Annotated in this window: 15 protein-coding genes; 8 read left to right on the forward strand and 7 right to left on the reverse strand. The window is 37.1% G+C overall.

Translation table 11 applies throughout. The features are described from left to right. The first annotated feature begins 258 nt into the window (after positions 1–258). The 3 genes from BUB45_RS04745 to manA all read left to right on the forward strand — a co-directional run bounded on the left by BUB45_RS04745 (position 259) and on the right by manA (position 5997). The gene (locus BUB45_RS04745; protein ID WP_073005856.1) at positions 259–2172 is read left to right on the forward strand and encodes a BglG family transcription antiterminator; all 1914 of its coding nucleotides are present in this window, start codon (positions 259–261) and stop codon (positions 2170–2172) included. A gap of 578 nt (positions 2173–2750) precedes the next feature. Next, positions 2751–4670: a PTS fructose transporter subunit IIABC gene (locus BUB45_RS04750; RefSeq protein ID WP_073005858.1), complete on the forward strand. Its 1920-nt coding sequence runs from the start codon at positions 2751–2753 to the stop codon at positions 4668–4670. Between the two features lie 370 nt (positions 4671–5040). Then, entirely contained in the window at positions 5041–5997 is a 957-nt protein-coding gene (manA, locus tag BUB45_RS04755; RefSeq protein ID WP_073006201.1) for a mannose-6-phosphate isomerase, class I, read from the forward strand. A 627-nt stretch (positions 5998–6624) separates the two neighbouring features. Here manA and BUB45_RS04760 read toward each other — a convergent pair. Further along, the gene (locus BUB45_RS04760; protein WP_073005859.1) at positions 6625–7827 is read right to left on the reverse strand and encodes a potassium/proton antiporter; all 1203 of its coding nucleotides are present in this window, start codon (positions 7825–7827) and stop codon (positions 6625–6627) included. Between the two features lie 241 nt (positions 7828–8068). Here BUB45_RS04760 and BUB45_RS04765 point away from each other — a divergent pair, with 241 nt between their 5' ends. From BUB45_RS04765 to htpG, 4 genes are all read left to right on the forward strand, one after another. After that, a complete protein-coding gene (locus tag BUB45_RS04765) occupies positions 8069–8896 on the forward strand; it encodes an aldo/keto reductase (protein WP_170861709.1) in 828 nt (275 codons plus the stop codon). A 161-nt stretch (positions 8897–9057) separates the two neighbouring features. Continuing rightward, the gene (locus BUB45_RS04770) at positions 9058–9327 is read left to right on the forward strand and encodes a hypothetical protein (protein ID WP_073005861.1); all 270 of its coding nucleotides are present in this window, start codon (positions 9058–9060) and stop codon (positions 9325–9327) included. Between the two features lie 603 nt (positions 9328–9930). Continuing rightward, complete coding sequence (locus BUB45_RS04775; RefSeq protein ID WP_073005863.1) at positions 9931–10869, forward strand: nucleoside hydrolase; 939 nt, start codon at positions 9931–9933, stop codon at positions 10867–10869. A gap of 148 nt (positions 10870–11017) precedes the next feature. Further along, positions 11018–12895, forward strand: coding sequence for a molecular chaperone HtpG (htpG, locus tag BUB45_RS04780; RefSeq protein WP_073005865.1), 1878 nt, complete (start codon positions 11018–11020; stop codon positions 12893–12895). Positions 12896–13367: 472 nt separating this feature from the next. Here htpG and BUB45_RS04785 read toward each other — a convergent pair whose 3' ends face one another. The 4 genes from BUB45_RS04785 to BUB45_RS04800 form a co-directional block, all read right to left on the reverse strand. After that, complete coding sequence (locus tag BUB45_RS04785) at positions 13368–14363, reverse strand: aliphatic sulfonate ABC transporter substrate-binding protein (RefSeq protein WP_073005867.1); 996 nt, start codon at positions 14361–14363, stop codon at positions 13368–13370. Positions 14364–14425: 62 nt separating this feature from the next. Next, positions 14426–15190: an ABC transporter permease gene (locus BUB45_RS04790; protein ID WP_084723538.1), complete on the reverse strand. Its 765-nt coding sequence runs from the start codon at positions 15188–15190 to the stop codon at positions 14426–14428. Next, positions 15171–15965, reverse strand: a complete 795-nt coding sequence (locus tag BUB45_RS04795; protein ID WP_073005869.1) for an ABC transporter ATP-binding protein — start codon at positions 15963–15965, stop codon at positions 15171–15173. The genes BUB45_RS04790 and BUB45_RS04795 overlap by 20 nt, the downstream gene beginning before the upstream one ends. 364 nt (positions 15966–16329) lie before the next feature. Then, positions 16330–17421: a branched-chain amino acid aminotransferase gene (locus tag BUB45_RS04800; RefSeq protein WP_073005871.1), complete on the reverse strand. Its 1092-nt coding sequence runs from the start codon at positions 17419–17421 to the stop codon at positions 16330–16332. 146 nt (positions 17422–17567) lie between these two features. Here BUB45_RS04800 and BUB45_RS04805 point away from each other — a divergent pair, with 146 nt between their 5' ends. After that, a complete protein-coding gene (locus BUB45_RS04805) occupies positions 17568–18380 on the forward strand; it encodes an HAD family hydrolase (RefSeq protein ID WP_073005873.1) in 813 nt (270 codons plus the stop codon). Between the two features lie 287 nt (positions 18381–18667). Here the strand turns inward: BUB45_RS04805 and BUB45_RS04810 are convergent, their stop codons facing one another. Both BUB45_RS04810 and nhaC read right to left on the reverse strand, forming a co-directional pair. Further along, positions 18668–19393, reverse strand: a complete 726-nt coding sequence (locus BUB45_RS04810; RefSeq protein ID WP_073005875.1) for a hypothetical protein — start codon at positions 19391–19393, stop codon at positions 18668–18670. 132 nt (positions 19394–19525) lie between these two features. Continuing rightward, positions 19526–20956 (reverse strand): Na+/H+ antiporter NhaC, encoded by a 1431-nt coding sequence (gene nhaC / locus BUB45_RS04815; protein WP_073005877.1) that lies wholly within the window; start codon positions 20954–20956, stop codon positions 19526–19528. Positions 20957–21105 lie beyond the last annotated feature (149 nt).

Raw genomic sequence — 21105 nt, forward strand, 5'->3', positions numbered from 1 at the left:
TTTACATACTACCCTTATTTCTTTATAATAGGGGTTTTTTATGCTATCGGGAAAAGCTGTGGCTTTCACCAAAATTCGCGACAAGCAAAGTCTTGTAATATATTATTTTTATTTGTGATTAGTCGAACGAAGTTATACATGAGGAGAAATTGTTGTGATACAGTATACTAGAGTGTGTGCTCAGTAAAAACAGTTATATACGTTAAGTTTTTATGGGCGCATATTGTACACAAACTATGTGAACAAGGAGGGGCTAAGATGAATGCTAGACAGAGAAAGATTATAGAAGTTCTATTATCTTATGGCAACCGTCCAATTTTAGTCAATGATCTTGCTAAACAACTTGATTGTTCAGAAAAAACAGTTCGTAATGATTTGCGAACAATTGATGTTTATTTGCAAAACTACTCGTCTGCATGTTTAATTCGAAAACCTGGAACAGGGATTTATTTAGAGATAAACAATTCAGATAAGCAAGACTTGTTTCATGCACTTTTTCGTGAAAATAAATCATCGTATCAACGGCTTATGGAAATAGCTTATCGTTTATTAACTGATAAAAACCCACTCACGTTGCAACAGCTGAGTATGGATTACTATGTCCATCATACTGCTATAAAGAGTGATCTTGAAGCGATTCAGCAGTGGTTTGAAAGTTTTGGATTGGTTATTGAATCAAGGCAAAAGCTAGGTCATTACGTAAAAGGGGAAGAATTAAACAAACGAATGGCTCTGGCACATATAGAGGAAATGGTGAACCAAGGTGCGACGGCATTTTTAAAGAATGTATTTGCGCCCTTTGAAATTGCTACAGTAAGACAAATACTAAACCAAATGATAGAAAAATGGAAAATTCCCATGGCAAGTCATGCGCTGGATAATTTAGTTGTCCACGTGCTCGTTATGGTACAACGTACAAAGCAGGCTAGCCCAATAGTGATTGATAAGCAAAGTGCATCGATGAGTGAGACAAATGAGTACCGAGCGGCTGCTTGGTGTTTAGATCAGCTTGAACACAAATTTGGGATTACGTTAGCTCAAGACGAGACAATATATTTAACGTGGCATTTACGTGGGAGTAAAAAATATTCGTTACATACATCTACGGAAGAAGAAATTACACACCAAGTATTATCGACAATGATTGAGACGATGCAACAGTTGACGCATGTATCCTTTTATGAAGATGAACAACTAATTAATGGACTTATGATTCATTTAGAAGCTGTTACTAATCGTTTGCTGTATGGATTTCCAATTAGTAATCCATTGTTACAGGACATAAAAAAGATGTATCCGTATATGCTGAGTATGGTGACGCTGTCTTTAGAGAAGGTGAGTGAGAAATTTCCATTTGATATACCTGAAGAAGAAGCAGCTTATATAGTTCTGCATTTTCAAGCTTCCATAGAAAGGTTAGATGCTGAAAATTATGCAGTACCTCGCGTGTTAATTGTTTGTGATATGGGAATAGGGATGTCTAGATTACTGCAAGCAAAAATGGAAAAACAGTATCAAGAAATGAAAATTGTAGGAACTGTTGGGAAGGGAGAAGTGCAACGTTTTATAAAGCGAGAACAAGTGCATTTAATTATATCGACTACGCCTATAGAAAAAATTAATATCCCAACGATTATTATTTCTCCGCTTTTAGAAGCAACTGATAAAGAAAAATTGCAACGATTTCTGAAGAAAAAAGCGGGTCGTTCTTCTGTTTTGGCTACCAGTCCTCAAGTTTTACATGATTTTATAGAAGAAGAATTACTGTTTCTAAATATTAATCCTCAACATCGTTTTCAAGTAGTTGAAATGCTAGGAAATGCCTTATACAAACAAGGTAAAGTAGAAAAATCATATGTCCACCAAGCGCTTTTGCGTGAAAGGAAGTCAGCTACAGCAATTGGTGGTGCCATAGCTATTCCACATGGAGATCCGACGCTTGTTATTGCTTCTACGATTGCCATTGCTGTTTTAACCGAGCCGTTGGAGTGGGGAAAAGAAGAGGTGTCAATTGTGTTTATGTTGGCTTTAACGAATGAAAAAGCGAATCCAATTAAAGCAATTATTCATAAGCTATCATCACTATCAAACGACCCAATGACAGTAAGAGATTTATTAAATGCTACTGATAAGCAAGCATTCTTACGTGTATTGATAGAAAAAGAGTGGTAAGTAGCGGTTCGTCGTGTTTTTTCATTTCTGCTCTGGGAACATGAATTGGAAAAGTTTATAAGAAAAACTACAGCTTTCACTATAAGACTTGGCAACAAGCCAAGTTTTTCTATTAAAATGGGAAAGTATAAAATTTGCTGCTATGGCGTAACCAAATAACGGAATGGGCCCCGTCCGGATCCAGCGCCCAACAACTAGGCGACTTCACTCCATTTCCCTACGATAAGTCATTATCGGTTCGTTCTAAATAGGAAGGCCGACTAAAGACGGGCTTGCCGGAGGGCACCGGCATATCCTGTTGCAGGAGCATGATTCCTAAAACTTTCGTTGCTTCGTTCCAGTCGCTACGTTGCTAACCGGGCGCCCCGAGCCTTTGTTCTAAGAGTTGAAGGTAAGCTACGTTTTCTTTAATGCGAATGGAAAAAACCAACCGGCTAGAAATATTAAAATAATAATAAAATATAATTACCATAGTTCCGGAAAGAATAAAGAATATATTGTAGATAAAGCTACTGTATACTAAGTTTGCAAGCAATTATAAATCATAAATGTAAAATAGATGAGTAGGAGGCGTAATGATGAAAATAGTTGCTGTTACAGCGTGTCCGGTAGGAATTGCTCATACGTATATGGCGGCTGAAAACTTACAAAAAGCTGGTGAGAAACTAGGTGTAGACATAAAAGTCGAAACACAAGGTTCTATTGGTGTAGAGAATGCATTGACGGATGAGGATATTGAAGAAGCAGATGGTGTAATTATAGCGAGTGATAAAGAAGTCACGAAGGAACGTTTTATTGGAAAAAGGTTAATTGCTACTGGTGTGCAGGAAGGGATAAAACGTCCAGAAGAATTAATTAACCGATTTGCTACCGAAGATGTACCTGTTTATCAAGCTGACTTAATGTCCGCAAACGACGTGAAAAAGAAGAAAAAAGAAAAAGAAAACCCCATATATCGACATTTGATGAGTGGAGTTTCCTATATGATTCCTTTTATTGTAGTTGGTGGATTGCTGATAGCTCTTGCACTAACTTTAGGTGGTGAACAAACACCAGGAGGAATCGTTATTCCTGAAGATTCGTTTTGGAAAAAGGTAGAAGAAATTGGCGCGACATCCTTTAGCTTTATGGTGCCTATATTGGCAGGTTTTATCGCTGTTAGTATTGCTGACCGTCCAGGCTTAGCTCCCGGAATTATTGGTGGGTTTATCGCTGCAAATGGTAGCTTTTATGGAAGTGAAGCAGGTGCAGGTTTTATTGGTGGTATTATTGCAGGTTTTCTTGCGGGATATATTACATTAGCAATTAAGAAGATTAAAGTGCCACAAGCCATTCAACCTGTAATGCCAATTATTTTTATACCAATCTTAGCAACTTTAGCAGTTGGGTTATTATTTGTCTATGTTGTTGGTGCGCCAGTAGCACAAGTGTTTGAATCGTTAACAGCATGGCTAGAAGGGATGCAAGGAGCAAGTTCTATATTGCTCGCTCTAATTTTAGGGGCTATGATTTCCATTGATATGGGTGGTCCTTTTAATAAAGTAGCCTTCTTATTTGGTTCAGCCATGATTGCAGAAGGAAATTATGAAATTATGGGACCAATTGCTGTCGCTATCTGTATTCCACCTTTAGGGATGGGACTAGCGACGCTTATGAACAAACGTAAATATCAACCTGCAGAGCAACAAGCAGGAAAAGCAAGTTTCACTATGGGACTATTTGGCATAACGGAAGGAGCGATTCCTTTTGCTGCGCAAGATCCATTGCGAGTTATTCCAAGTATTATGGTTGGTTCCATGACAGGTTCTGTCATTGCAATGATTGGGAATGTCGGTGATCGAGTAGCTCACGGCGGACCTATTGTCGCTGTACTAGGAGCAGTAGATAATGTGCTTATGTTCTTTGTAGCTGCCATTATCGGTACGATTGTCACGGCTTTCATGGTTAACTTTCTTAAGAAAGATGTATCAGGAACGCTCAAGGGAAATGATACGTCACCTAAACGAGCGGAAGAAGATGCTTCATCTAAAACGACTGAGATTACGAAATTAACCAATATTGTAACGAACGATTTAATTCATTTAGATCTTCAAGGAAATACAAAAGAAGAAGTATTAGATGAGTTAATAGCTAGTATGAAACAAGCAGGAGTAGTACTTGACGAAGAAGCATATAAGCAAGTTGTTATCGCTCGAGAGCATGAAGGGACGACAGGAATGGGGATGAGCATTGCTATCCCACATGGAAAATCCGATGCAGTAAGTGAACCAGCTGTAGCTTTTGGTATGCATCGCGCTGGAGTTGATTGGGAAAGTTTAGACGGAAACCCTGCTAAATTAATATTTATGATTGCCGTGCCTACAGAGAGGGCTGGAGATGATCATTTGAAAATTTTACAAATGCTTTCACGGAAATTAATGGATGACAATTACAGAGAAAAATTACTTCATGTCACAACAAAAGAAGAAGCGCATCAATTATTAAGTGAAATTCAATAAAAAAAGAAGCTACAATTAAGTTGTTATCTTAGGCTGCTTGTTTGTAGCCCTGAAAATAATGGTAAATTAACAATTTATTAGGGCCCTAAGATAAGTCATCATCTGTTCGCATTAAATAGGAAGGCCGACTAAAGACGGGCTTGCCAGAGGGCGCGGGCATACTCCTGTTGCAGGAGGGTGTTTCCTAAAACTTTCGTTGAGCTACGTTGCTAACCGGGAAGGGGAGGTGAGATTTAAGCTCCTTCCTTTTCTTTGGTATAATAATGTCGTTCAAACTATCACATGGGCACAACTCATGAAGAAAAAATGGAGTGCTTCATTGAAGTTTGACATGCTTTTCAACTATGTTCGTACAATTGGAGGAATGAATGTGTATCAAGAACCGATCTTTTTAAAACCTGTATTTCAAGAGAGAATATGGGGTGGGGGAAAGTTGAAGTCAATGTTTCAGTATCCTATCCCATCAAATCAAACTGGGGAAGCATGGGTTATTTCTGCTCATCCTCATGGACCAAGTGAAATAATAAACGGCCCCCTTGCTGGCCAAACATTAGCAGATGCGTGGAATACCAATCGTGAATTATTTAACAGAGAGTCTAATCGTAGTGAAGCATACCCGTTATTGGTGAAAATACTAGATGCAGATGATAATTTATCTGTACAAGTACATCCTGATGATGCGTACGCAAGGAAGGCAGAAAAACAGCCGTATGGTAAAACAGAATGCTGGTACGTGTTACAAGCAGACTCGGGTTCGGAACTTATTTTAGGGCACCATGCCAAAACAAAAGAAGAGCTAGCCAAGATGATGGATGAAGGAAAGTGGGACCAATTATTACAACGAATTCCTGTGAAAGCGGGCGATTTTGTTTACGTCCCTAGTGGTACTATTCATGCGATAGGTAAAGGTATTGTTATACTAGAAACGCAACAAAGTTCAGATATTACGTATCGAGTTTATGATTATGATCGCACGGATAGTCATGGAAATACACGAGAACTACATTTGGAGAAAGCAAAAGAAGTTACAAATATTCCCCATCAAGCTTCTGTATTTGATCAGAAACAGAGTCAAATAGATGATTTGCAAATAAAGCAATTGGTTAAAGAACATTATTTCACTGTCTACCACTGGAAAGTAAATGGACAAGTAACAAAACAGTTAGACGCTGATTTTCTTCAATGTAGCGTAATCTCTGGGAAAGCAGAAATTGAAATAAATGGGCAGTCATTCGCCATACAAAAAGGTGATCATTTTATTTTGCCACATGGAATTACAACGTATCGCTTGGCAGGGGATGCTGAATTAATCGTTTCGCATACGTGAAGTCTATATGTTGGGTTATAAGTTAGCTTATTGTGCATAACGATTTTTTCTATTTGCGTTTACTGTATCCTTTCATCCGTTTTGCCAACCACGGATTTTAATGTAAACCCAAGATGTATAATTCCAATTCGCCTGTATAAAAATAGTAAAAAACGAATAGTAGGTTGGTGATTGAACATGGTATACAGGCGATTTTTTTACATTTGTAGTATCACTTTATTTTGTACTATTTCTTTTGGCTGGTTGGACAGACCGAACCATTCTTATGCAGCTATTTTGCATGAATGGAAGCAAAAAAGCTCAGATATTAATTACATACATACGGGTAGTCATGAATTTACGTACTGGAAGAATTTTATGAGACATAAACGTACGTGCCATATATCACAAAAAATAAAAACAACCGTATATTATTGTGATTTACACAATCACACAAAATCAAAAACCGTTCATGTAGAAACTGTACATAGCGAACAACATTCATAGGTGAGTTATTTAAAATAAATAAGGAGCTCCTTATAGAAAACCAAGCAAAAAGCAAGTGCAAATAAGGGCATGTAAAAGCATGGAATGAAGATGTACTTTATCATTTTCATTCCCGTTTTATACTATATGATCTGAATACGGCTATTTGCTGTTTTTTGATAGATCAAGTTTTCTTCCCAGCCATGGTAGTGAAGTTCCTTGAATCATGCTAGATGTTAACACGATGAAGAATATGAGGTTAAAATAAAGCTGACTATGCTCTATTTGAGCAAGCATTGGGAATAGCGCAAGCACGATTGGCACAGCTCCACGCAATCCAGCCCACGATATAAAACATCTCTCCTTCCAATTAAAGTCCATTCGTATAACGGCGATATTTGTTGCAATTGGTCTCGCAATAAGTATTAATGTAAAAGAGAGCAACAAACCTTTTGCAATAATAGAAAACGAAAATAAGTCAGACGGAATGACAAACATACCTAAAAGTACAAACATTCCTATTTGTGCTATCCAACTCAATCCCTCATTAAAACGCAAAATCGTGTAGCGTTGGCGCAAAGGATGGCTACCAATAACAATGGCTGCAATGTAGACGGTTAATAAACCACTTGTCTGTAGCAATGAACCAAAACTATAGGCAAATAGAGCAAAAGCAAGTGCTAATAAAGGATATAAACCACTTGCAGATAAGGCCATGCGATGCAATCCTTTACTTCCTAATTTACCAATAATAAAACCAAAAACGATTGCTCCGCCCATTTGCCATATGAAATCTCCAATAAAAGATAAGCTATTGGGAGTTTCGTTGGTTACCACGGTAATCAACGAAGTAGTTAAAAATACAGCCATGGGGTCATTTACTCCAGACTCTCCTTCTAACGTATAAGTAATTTTGTTAGATACATCTTTTCCTTTAAGCATAGCAAATACTGCTGCAGCGTCTGTTGAGCCAACTAAAGCTCCTAATAATAAAGCTTCTGGCCAGCTAAAAGGAAACAGTAATTTTGCTACAAGACCCATCACAATAGTCGTTAATAACACTCCGATCGTAGCAAGAGATAAAGCAGGAACTGCATGAGGCCGTAAAGATTGCCAATTTGTTTGCATCCCGCCATCAAACAGAATAACAACTAAAGCTAGCATCCCTATTAATTGCGCCGCAGATGGGTCATCAAAGTGAAATAAATGAACAGTTTCACTACCGAAAATCATCCCTATACCAATAAAGAAGACAAGCGAGGGAGAATTTACTTTTGCGGAGAATTTTACAGCTAGAATACTAATTATTAATATAAGGGAAATAGAAAGTATTGTTATATTTGATTGTTGGACTGCTGGAATCAACAGGAAAACCCCCCCTTTATTTCTATTTTTGTCTATTCCCCGCCCGTTTAAAAATAACACCAATTTATTAAAAATAATTTCAGCTCTTGCGTAACTAAGATGCTTTTATCAAAAGTCTGGAAAACGCTGTTCATATAGTAAGGAGGAGTTATCATCATGATGTAAGAAATTAGGGTCTCCTAATTGAACGTTCGTTTTCTTTGTGTTAATAATGGAGGTAGTCTAAGGGGAGGAATGTTACGTGATTACACATTTACAAGATACTGTCTTGTTAAATAATGGAGTAGAAATGCCTGGTTTCGGCTTAGGCGTCTACAAAGTTGAAGATGGAAAAACGGTTCAAACTGCGGTTCAGGCAGCTTTAGAGGCAGGCTACCGTATGATAGACACTGCCTCATTTTATGACAATGAAGTAGGTGTTGGGGAAGCCATTAAGCAGTCAAATATTCCCCGTGAAGAGTTATTTGTTACGACAAAGGTATGGAATGACGAACAAGGATACGCTGAGACAAAAGAAGCTTTTGAAAAGAGCTTGCAGAGGCTTGGCTTAGACTATATAGATCTCTATTTAATTCACTGGCCAGTGAAAGAAAAGTATGCAGAGACTTGGAAAGCTATGGAAGAGCTGTATGAAAGCGGTCAAGTCCGTGCAATTGGAGTGAGCAATTTTCACCAACAACATGTAGAAAATTTGTTAGCGAATAGTAAAATAGTTCCTGCTATCAACCAAGTTGAATATCACCCCCATTTAACACAGAAGCCGCTGTATGCGTTTTGCAAACAACAAGGTATCCAGTTAGAGGCATGGTCCCCTTTAAAACGAGGGCGACTAATGGACGAGCCGTATTTACTAAGCTTAGCTGAAAAGTATGGAAAGACTATAGCCCAGGTTATTTTGCGTTGGGATATTCAAAACGAAGTAATAACGATTCCGAAATCAACGAATCCCAGACGAATTAAAGAAAATGCTGCTATTTTTGATTTTTCGCTAACTGAAAAAGAAATGCAAAAAATTAGCCGTTTAAATCAAAATGATCGAAGTGGAACAAACCCAGATAGTTACGATTAATTATGATGTCTATGCTCCTGCTTTATTAGGCTCGTCAACTCTAAAAAGAAGCTTATTCCTTTTTTAAAACGTATGAATATAAAAGTTTTGGGAATAACAAAACATATATTGTTAATAGGATGTTTATGAATATATGTTTACGATACGTTTGGAGGTATACAATGGAAAAGCAAATGCTTCACCAGCAATTAGAGTTGGCTACACAGCAATTTACAGATGCTTACGAGCTTATCCAACAGGCTAAAACAAGTGGAAATGAGGAAGAGTTGATGCAAGCGCAAAACCAACTGTTACAAGTGGACCACTTATTGAAAGAAACAAAGTATCAAGCAGGACAAGATGCTTTAGACAACCCACAATTTCAACAAACCTTTGAAAAATTGCATAATGCAAGACAAGAAATTGAAACGTATCGACAAAATAACCAATAAAGTGAATGTACAAGCCGTGGTAGGTCCTTTCCCTCACGGCTTGTATATGTTTTTAGGAAAACTGGATTAAGCACCAGAAAATGCTATCATATATCTCCTTCTCCTTTTTCTGCAAGCTATTAAAATTTCGCTAGGCTATGGCCTACATTTCCATTTTTATAACAGGTTGCTGTACTGTTATTACCCACTCGTCTTACAGTACCTAAATCCCATTTTTCGTAAGAGGTCTTACACCCCTTGAGCTACTAAAGCCTTCGTGTGAGATAAAAGAAAATCGCCAAAGAGGTTCATTTTAAGGTTGGAGTAGTTTGTAGAGCATATATAAAAACAGGCTAGCAAACGGCTAGCTGTTATATTTTCAACCTCGTGAAGTGGAGAAGTTGACATTGCACATATAGCGATAGTTCATACTGTTAAGCTAGCGTAGTGTTTTTCTGCAGCTGTCTCTAATTCAAACCAACTGTTGCATTAAAAATATAACTATGTCGAAAAAACTTGATATACATCTCTCTACTATATCATTTGTAAAGAATTGAAAAACTTGAGACAATGGGTTGTATACATATTGGAAATGGGTTAATTCGAGGAGGACATTTACACAGAATGAAGAGAAAAGTATACATGAACCACGATGGTGGAGTCGATGATTTAGTATCGTTATTTTTATTATTGCAAATGGAAGATGTTGATCTAGTAGGTGTTAGCGTTATCCCAGCAGATTGTTATTTGGAACCCGCAATATATGCAAGTCGCAAAATTATTGATCGGTTTGGACAAGGGAAAGAGATAGAAGTAGCAGCTTCTACTTCACGTGGGAAAAATCCATTTCCTAAAGATTGGCGCATGCATGCTTTTTATGTAGATGCACTACCAATACTCAATGAGCATTTACCAATCCAAACAAAGGAAGCAGAATTACCAGCACATCAACACCTTATTCGAACTTTAAGAAATAGTAATGAACGAGTGACATTATTATTCGTCGGGCCATTAACGGATTTGGCAAGAGCATTGGACGAAGCGCCAGATATTGAGGAAAAGATTGAAAAACTCGTTTGGATGGGTGGCACGTTTTTACCGACTGGAAATGTAGAAGAGCCTGAACACGATGGAACAGCTGAGTGGAACGCATTTTGGGACCCAGAAGCTGCAAAAATAGTTTGGGATAGTGAAATAACTATTGATTTAGTAGCATTAGAAAGCACGAATAATGTGCCACTAACGGTAGATGTTCGTAATAAATGGGCGAGAGAAAGAGAAGATATAGGAATAGACTTTTTAGGACAATGTTATGCAATGGTTCCCCCACTTGTCCACTTCCAAACAAATTCAACATATTTTCTATGGGATGTACTTACAACAGCAACAATAGGAAATTCAAATGTAATTAAAAGGAAAATCGTTCGATGTTTCGTGCATCCTGATGGGAAAAGTCAGGGACGAACAGAACTGAATAAACAAGGGCGTGAAGTGAACCTTGTCTATGAAGTGAAACGGGAACAATTTTTTTCCTACATAACAGATCTCGCTAGACAAAAGTAGTGTAATTATATTGCTAAGGGTGTTATATTAAAAACATACTATTTATACTTTCCTATCGTGTATAAAATAGGAATACATGCATCATGATTGACATGAAATAACATTTATGGTATTTAAACATATGAGTTTAAGTAGAGGAGAGGATCTTATGGGAAAACAGCAATTTAAAGCGGAATCCAAACGTTTGTTAGAATTAATGATTAATTCCATTTATTCGCAGCGTGAAGTGTTTTTACGAGAACTAATTTCCAATGCAAGTGATGCAATGGATAAAATGTATTATCGTAGCTTAACAGATGAAAACTTAACTTTTAATCAAGAAGATTATTATATTAAACTTATCCCAAATAAAGAAGATCGTACTTTGCAAGTTATTGATACGGGAATTGGCATGACGAAAGAAGAATTAGAAACAAACTTAGGAACGATTGCTAAAAGTGGTTCATTTGCTTTTAAAAATGACACGGAACTAAAAGATGGCCGTGATATTATTGGGCAATTTGGTGTTGGTTTTTACGCGGCATTTATGGTGGCAGATAAAGTAACGGTGATTACGAAATCAGTGGATAGCGATCAAGCATACCAGTGGGAATCAACAGGGACAGATGGTTATACCATTACACCTGCTGATAAAGAAAGCGTTGGTACAGAAATTATTGTCAAAATAAAAGAAAACGAAGAGGAAGACTCGTTTGATACATTTTTAGACGAGCATCAATTACAACAAATTATTAAAAAGTATTCGGATTTCATTCGTTATCCAATTAAAATGGATGTTACAAAGAGCAAACCGAAAGAGGAAGATAGTGAAGAATACGTAGATTATGTAGAAGAAGAAACGATTAATAGTATGATCCCAATCTGGAAAAAGAATAAAAGTGAATTAACAGAAGATGATTACACGAATTTTTACCAAGAAAAAAGATATGGTTTCGATAAACCGTTAAAATCCATGCATATTAATGTGGATGGTACAGTTCGCTATAATGCTATTTTATTCATTCCAGAAAATGCACCATTTGATTATTATTCGCCGGAATTTGAAAAAGGCCTCGAACTTTATTCCAACGGTGTATTAATTATGAATAAATGTGCAGATCTTCTACCAGATTATTTTAGCTTTGTTAAAGGTATGGTAGATTCCGAAGATCTGTCTTTAAATATTTCACGTGAAATGTTACAACATGACAGACAGTTGAAAGTAATTGCAAAAAACATGACGAAAAAAATTAAAACACAACTACAGCACCTATTACGTGATGATCGTGAAAAGTATGAAACATTTTATCAAGCCTTTGGCAGACAGCTGAAATTTGGTGTATATAATGACTTTGGTGCGAATAAAGAAACACTGCAGGATTTGCTTATGTTCTATTCATCAAAAGAAAAGAAATTAGTCACGCTTGCTGAATATGTACAACGTATGCCAGAAGATCAGTCGTATATTTATTATGCTGCTGGTGAATCTATTGATCGCATTGAAAAATTACCACAAACGGAGATGGTAGCAGATAAAGGGTATGAAATTTTATACTTCACCGAAGAAGTAGATGAATTTGCGATTAAAATGATGCGAGAATATAAAGAGAAAGAATTTAAATCTGTATCTAGTGGTGATCTTGGTTTAGAGGATGACACAAAAGATGAAGCAGATGAAGAAATACAAGAAGAGAATAAAGCATTGTTTACAGCTATGAAGGAACATCTAGGAGATAAAGTAAAAGATGTCCGAGCTTCTAAACGTTTGAAATCGCATCCTGTATGCTTAACAGCTGAGGGCGAAATTTCTTTGGAAATGGAAAAAGTAATTAATGCAATGCCGAATAATCAACAAATAAAGGCTGAAAAGATATTAGAAATTAACGTAAATCATGACGTATTCCAAGCATTAAAGTCTCATAAAGAGGATAAGGAAAAAATAGGTTTATATACAAACTTATTGTATAATCAGGCGTTATTAATTGAAGGTATACCTGTAAACGACCCTGTTGAATTTACGAATGATATTTGTAAAGTCATGGTTTAAGGAACAGCGCTCGTTTAGCAACGAAGCGATGGAATGGATCAATGAAAGATATAGGAATCATGCCACTAAAACAGAAGTATGTCCACTTTGGTCGGCAAGCCTTTTTTAGTCGGTCTTCCTTTTAGGGAGAAACTGATGGTGACTTAGCTTAGGGCAATTTCGAGAAGTCACCTCGTTGCTGAGTCATGGATTAGGAGCGTGACTATTCGGTTATTTCCTTGTTCACTAGCACCTTATTTTATAAGAAAAGCCAGACGCTAATCTTCCAAGCATGGGAATGCGTCTGGCTGTTTTTTTTGCACTGTAGAAAAGTATAAAAATTTTTTGGGTTTATAGTATCATTTAAGTTCTTCAATTTCACTCTCACAAAACATCTTGTCTTGTAATTAGTGAACTACCAACGTGAAGAAAAATCGGTTCTGGTGTGGAAAAAACTTTATATACGCACCGATTTTTTCTAAAAGACTATTCGTTACTGTAAAAATTGTGTATCTACTAACCCTTTCAGATTTGGTTTGTCTTTGAGAAACTGTAAATCATAGGAAGCATTAGAAAAATCCTGTAGTACATCGCTATCCACTTCGGATGTGAAATCAATACGCTTCCATGCCTTATCAATGACTTGTTTGGACAGCTTTTGTTCCGTAATGTCTGCAATCTTTTTAATAGCAATCGTTTTGGCTTTCTCAGGATTATCTTGAATAAACGCTGTTGCTTGCTGATGTGCGTTCACCATATGTTGCACAAGCTCTTGATTGTTTTTGGCTAAATCTTGAGAAGTTACAAATACTGCAGCAGGCAATATTTCTCCCCAAGCGACTTCAGGTGTGTCGATCAACACTTTTCCGCTTCCTTCTGCTTCAATTACAGATGCCCAAGGTTCTGGCACTGTAGCAACATCAATCTTCTCAGAGATAAACATACTGTGATAAGTTGCAGGCTTGCCAGTCACATGTTTCATTTTTCCTTGGACTCGATCAGATGTTAGATTATATTCTTTCTTCATCTGAGCTTCAAATTGTACATTATGCGTACAACCAACTCGTGGAGAAATAAACGTCTTATTTGCTAAATCTTTCGGGCTTTCAATCCCTGCTTTATTGCGAGCCATAATGACAGTGCCACCAGTCGATCCTCCTGCTACAATGTTAATCTTTGCGCCGCTAGCAAAGTGGTTCATTGCGGGGCCAGGACCAACAAGACCTCCTTCGATTTCACCAGTTTCTAATGCAGTCATAAATGCAGAACCATCAGGAAAATATTGATATTCAACTTTTATACCGTTTGGCATCTCGGATTCATACATTTTTTCTTCTTCTGCGACCATTCCTGCAACATGATTAATATTGGGAAAGTAACCAATAGTTATTTTTTCTTTATTGTCAGTATCCTTATTTTCTTTAGCACAACCTGCTAACACCGCAATGAAAATAATGAATACATATAAAAACAGTTTTTTCTTTCTCATTTTCGTCACCCTTTCTATAAAATATATGTTTGAACGGGGGGAAATCGGCAAAATTTATTTTTCTATTGTTTTAATAAACCCCAGCGTTTCATGACATTACGTTCAATTTTTGAAAAGATGCCATGATCTACAGTTGCTCCTATAACACCAATAACTATAATGATTGCGATGACTTGATCCATCCGAGCATAATCTTGCGCATATCTAAGTGAATAGCCTAATCCAGGACCATTACTTAATAATTCTCCTGCCATTAATGCACGCCAGCTAAAGGCCCATGCAAGCCTTATGCCTGTTATATAATGGGGCATCCCCGCAGGTATTTCAACTCTGTAAAAAAGCTCAATACCATTAACTCCCATCGTTTTTGCCGCACGAACTAATTGAGGGGATATATTTTGAATGGCTGACCTTACTTGAAGTGCCATGACAAAAGTTCCCCCTAGTACAACTACGAATACAACAGAAGACTCGGTAAAACCAAATAACATAATTGCAAGTGGCACCCAAACAATACTTGGTATACTTTGCATTCCTATCAAATACATGCCTGCTGTTTCATTGGCAACTTTTGATTTGCCAAGAATAAGCCCAATAACAGTACCTATGAATAATGCTGTTGTTATTCCAAGTAGAAGATGCTTAAAGCTCGCTCCCAAAGCAATTAAAAAATCGCCACTTGAAAATCCATTATATAAGGCAAAAGCTACATTCTTTGGTGAAGGAAATACGATTGCTTCAAAAATACCTATCGAGTAAACCAATTGCCAAATCGTTATAAAGAAAACTAGAAATAGTAGTTGCTTGCTAAGCATTTTGAAATTCATTTGACCATACATCCTTTAATGCTTTATTCACTTCATTTTTTAAAAGCTTTCTAATCTTTTTCTCCAAAATTATGATTTGTTCATCTTCTCGTTTACGTGGCCTGCTTAGATTAATATTTACATCACTTATTATTCGTCCGGGATTGGTTCCCATGACGATGACTCTATCAGAAAGGATGAGTGCTTCCTTAATGCTGTGCGTTACAAACAATATCGTTTTCTTCTTTTTCTGCCAAATAGCAAGCAATTTGTCTTGAAGGTTCTCTCTTGTTTGCTCATCTAAAGCGGCAAACGGTTCATCCATTAATAATATTTTTGGATTCATTGCTAAGGCACGTGCAATGGCTACTCGCTGTTGCATCCCACCTGAAAGTTCATGGATATAATGATGTTGAAATTTATCTAGTTGAACTAACTGTAGAAAATAAGCAGCTTGCTCTTCTGCTTCCTTCTTTTTGAACCGTTTTTTAATTGGAAATAAGATGTTTTCTTTAACGTTGAGCCATGGAAGTAAGGAAGGTTGCTGAAACACCATTCCTCGATCTGGCCCAGGGCCGCTAATAGGTTCGCGGTTTAGCTTTATCGTTCCTTCTGTTGTCTCCTCCAGACCAGCAATCATAGAAAGTAAAGTCGACTTTCCACAACCAGATGGGCCAAGTATAGAGACGAATTGATTTTCATTTATACTTATCATCACATCTGAAAAAACAGGGAAATGTACTTGTTGTTTGTCATCCCAATAGGATTTATTTACATGTTCGATTTCTAAAAGCAAAGATGAAAACCTCCTTGGCAACACAAAGTTTATTATTCCTATAATAAAAGTAGGAATTAAGTTATTATACGCAAACAATGGTTGTTTCGTCAACGAAAATTACAAAAATAGTACAATTAAATAAATAGGTAGCCGATTGATTAAGATGGTTAACATAGCAAAAGCCGAACAATAAAATTGCTCGGCTTATTAGCGGTGCTATTAGAAAATTAAATGTTAAGATTTACCGTATAAGAAAGAGGATAGCGTGTGCTAAAAAATTTGTCGATGAGCAAGTCTTTCTACTTATCATAAGCTAACTACGATTTCCCATGCATATACTAATAATAGAGTGATGTAAAATGTAAAATAAGTGCACTTGCTACTACTTTACAGCATATGCTTCGCTAACTTTTTCGACCCAATGAAATGGATCGGCCTCTTTACCATATTGGATGTTTGTTAGTGTAGTATATAGTGATTTAGCTAATTCACCTGTTGTCCCATTGTTAATCATTAGATCTTTGTCTTCCCAACTTAGTTGACCGATTGGTGAGATAACTGCTGCTGTACCCGTGCCGAAAGCTTCTTCCAACTCTCCATCAAGATATGCTTGGTATAACTTTTCCATGGATAACTTTTCTTCGATAACAGGGATATTCCAGTGTTTTAATAACTGAATAACGGAATTACGCGTAACTCCTTCTAAAATACTTCCATTTAGCATCGGAGTATAAACTTTTCCGTTTATTTTAAAGAATACGTTCATACTGCCAACTTCTTCAATATATTTCTTTTCCACTCCATCAAGCCAAAGTACTTGAGCAAAGCCCTTTTGGGAACATGTTTCTTGTGCTTTCAGACTTGAAGCGTAGTTTCCACCAGTTTTTGCTTCTCCAGTTCCACCTTTCACCGCTCGGACGTAATGATTTTCCACAGCAATTTTCACCGGGTTAATGCCTTCTTTATAATAAGCTCCTACGGGTGATAAAATGATTACAAACTTGTATTGATGAGAAGGTGCCACGCCAATATAAGGTTCTGTTGAAATAATAAATGGGCGAATATAAAGGGATGTTCCTTCTGCAGAGGGGATCCACTCTTTATCTAAATAGATTAATTGTTTTAGAGCTTCCAGTATAAAAGCTTCATCAATCGCAGGAATACATAAGCGATCGTTGGATCTATTTAAACGCTGCAAATTCTTTTCCGGACGAAATAATTGAATGGTTCCTTCAGGAGTTTGATATGCCTTTAATCCTTCAAAAACGGATTGGCCATAATGAAATATCATTGCTGATGGGTCAATCGTTAAAGGCTGATATGGGACAATTCGAGCATCGTGCCAACCTAAAGGTTCAGAATAATCCATGACAAACATGTGATCGGTAAAAATCCTCCCGAATTCTAGTTGGTCTGTTTGAGGCTTTTCTTTCTTGACTGCACAATGATTAACTTTAACTGTCCATTCTTCCATGATACTATCCCCTTAGCTGTAAAATTTTAATAACTATATTAGTCTATATTTTCAATAAAATCAACCCTAAATACTTACTTTTCTATTTTTTATAAAATGTTGTATACTTTACATTATTGTATGTAAGACAAAAAGGAGATGTATGGATGGTTAAAGCAATTATTTTTGATTTGGACGATACACTCTTATGGGATAAGAAAAGTGTTGCTGAATCTTTTCGGGCAACCTGTAATATGGCGAGAGATGTGTATCCGCAAATTGATCCCGAACGTTTAGAGCAGAATGTGAGAACAGAAGCACGTGCCTTGTATGCGTCTTTTCCGACGTATGCATTTACACAAATGATTGGGATTAATCCTTTTGAGGGGCTTTGGGGAGACTTTGATGATGGCGGAAGAGAGTTTGACAAATTACAGCAAATTGCCCCTGAATACCGAAAATCAGCCTGGAAACGAGGGTTGGAAAAAACTGGGTTCTTAGATGAACAATTAGCGGAAACGTTAGCGGAAGCATTTCCTAAGGTGAGAAAACAGAAACCGATTGTATTTTCTAGTACATTTAAAGTGTTAAACGCATTACGTGCAGATTATAAATTAGGTTTATTAACAAATGGTTCACCGAGTTTACAACAGACGAAACTTGATATGACGCCTCAATTGAAGCCTTACTTTGATGAAATCGTTGTTTCAGGCGCATTTGGGAGTGGGAAGCCTGATCCAGCCATTTTTCAACATATGTTGGAAAAATTAGAGGTAGACGCTTCCGAAGCAGTCATGGTTGGTGATAATTTAAATACAGATATAGTAGGGGCCTTCAAAAGTGAGATGGCTTCTATATGGATAAATTGGAATCATATAGACAGTAACGAATGCCCCACTTTTGAAGTAGATGACTTATTACAAGTATTAGATGTTGTTTATAACAGGCTTGGGAAAGCAAAAGGCACTTTCAAAATTTGAAAAAATTTTAGGGTTAGGTTATAAGCAAAAGAAAGGCTGTCGCCAAATAAATGGCAATTTATAAAATTTAGCAGCTGTGGATAAACATACTAAGTTATTTAGCCACGTCTGCTCCAGCGCCCCAGCAACTAGGCGACGTCACTCCATTGCCCTAAGATAAGTCATCATCGGTTCGTTCTAAATAGGAAGGCCGACTAAAGACGGGCTTGCCAGAGGGCGCGGGCATACTCCTGTTGCAGGAGCATGATTCCTAAAACTTTCGTTGCTTCGTTCCACTCGCTACATTGCTAAACGGGGCTCCAGCGCCTTTGTTCTTTAATGAAACATACCCAATACATCTGTTCTTTTTCTTGTAGCGAAATTCCCCTGTATCCTTTCTTAATCAATTGCTGTTGTTTTGTAATATCTTGTATGTTTACTTCCTGTTTGTCACAATAAAATGGAGTATCATCGGTTGTATGCAAATCACGAAATAGGATGTAGCGTAATTTACCATTGTATTTTTCTTTGAGCGAACAAATAGCCATCCCTAAAGCAAGCTTGTCTTTTAAGCTAGCAATATTTAATGGAGCAACAGTCGTAGCTACATAGCGGAAGGATTGCTGATCAATTTGATCAAATAATAATCTCCCCATGTAGCTTTGCAGCCGATTGCCTCGAAACGCAGGATGAACATTTGATATTTCTGAATAAAGCATTTTTTTACGTTGATATTCGTTTAGCCGCAGGTCTATTCCTAAATGTTCGGGATCATTCATTTTGGGAATGAGCATAGCACGAAATGCAATTAACTTGTTATTAACAAAGACCCCAATGATAGAACCACAGCCTCCCAAAATAGATTTATATTCCTCTGCTGTTAAGGGTTGAAGAAAATCTGGCACTTCCAAGGCATTTTTAACCATTGTCTGCAAATGTAAGATCTCATGTATATCTTCTTTATGTAAAAAACGAACGAAAAAAGCTTGACCATGCAAAGGTAATTTCCCTGTAGTAATAATCGATGTATGCATGCAATCCCCTTCTTTTATTTAGATTTTTGTTCATTTGATTGAAAAGTATAAATTTTAAAATATTTATAGTGTGAGTATAACGGCGTTTTGTCGCCATAAAAGCTTAATGATAGCTACATTTGGTTTAAAGGCTTACATAGATTTTTTACTAATCAATGTCGTCTGCTGAGAGCGATCTGTTTTTTCAATTTTTGTAATGGTGAACCCAGTATAGGCATAAATCAAGGCAATAATTGGTACGGTGAAATTTAAAATAGCATAAGGTGCATAACTAAAGGCATGCACATCTAGCGTTGTGTAGATGAAGACCCCACAAGTATTCCAAGGAATAAAGACAGAAGTTAATGTTCCGCCATCCTCTAAAGATCTTGATAAGTTCTTCGAATGTAAGCCTTTCTTTTTATATACGGTAGCAAACATTCTAGATGGAACGACAATGGAAATATACTGCTCAGAACATGTTGCATTCGTTAAAAAAGCTGCTCCCAATGTAGATGCAATTAAATTCCCAGTTGATTTTATGAATTTTAATAGTTGATCCATCATCGCTTTTAGCATCCCCGAATATTCCATGATCCCTCCAAAAGTCATAGCGACAATGGTCATTGACACAGTATACATCATAGACATCAGTCCACCGCGATTAAATAATTCAGAAACCATTTCGTTGCTTGTATCTATCGTGTAGCCATTTTGCAACACTTGTAGCGCGTAGGATGGGTCGTCTCCTTGTACGAATATTTGCGAGAAAAAGCCCATAACGATTCCGGTTGCGATAGCAGGCACAGCGGGTACTTTGAACATAACCAGTACGATGACAAGTAGCGGTATAAGCAAAAGATATGGAGACATGACAAAATTCGCCTGCATGTCTAAGATGGTTTGCGTAATTCTTTCATTCTCAATGGCATCTTTTCCGAAGTCTCTTCCTATGTAATTAAAAACGAGTAAAGCAATGATCAAACTTGGTACTGTTGTATATAGCATATGTTTAATATGAACGAATAAATCTGTATTTGTCAAACCTGAAGCTAGATTCGTAGTGTCTGATAAAGGGGACATTTTATCTCCAAAGTAAGAGCCTGAAATAACTGCACCTGCAACTATAGGAGCTGGGATTCCCATACTCATTCCTATTCCCATGCCAGCAACCCCAATCGTCCCCATTGTTGCCCAAGAGCTGCCAACGGTTAAAGCTACAACAGCGCATATAATTGTAATCGTTACCAAAAAAATAGACGGTGATATGATCTTTAAACCGTAATAAATCATGGTGGCAACAATACCACCACCAATCCAAGCACCAATAGTTAATCCAACAAGCATAATAATGATAATGGCCGGTAGGGCTAATCGTATGCCGCGAAACATCATCTCTTCTATTTCTTTCCATGAATAGCCTTGTTTCCAAGCTACAAGCGCGGCTGTTCCTGTGCCAATAATGAGTGGCACGTGGGGTTCTCCTTGAAAAGCAACAATGGTAAGTATCATGGAAGTAATCATCACACAAAGAGGTGTAAGTGCCCACCAAAAGCTAATATCTTTTTTAGATATTTCTGTCATGCAAAAGCTCCTTTCTGTAAAAAAATAAAATAGTAAAATTCATTTTAATTAGAAATGAAAGAATTGTCAATTTAATGTTTCGTAGTTTACAAACGCTGAGGATGACCTGTTGGGGGCTATTCATTGGTGAGTCCTAGGAAAATAGGTTA

This window comes from Virgibacillus chiguensis (assembly GCF_900129865.1).
Taxonomy (GTDB): domain Bacteria; phylum Bacillota; class Bacilli; order Bacillales; family Amphibacillaceae; genus Virgibacillus; species Virgibacillus chiguensis.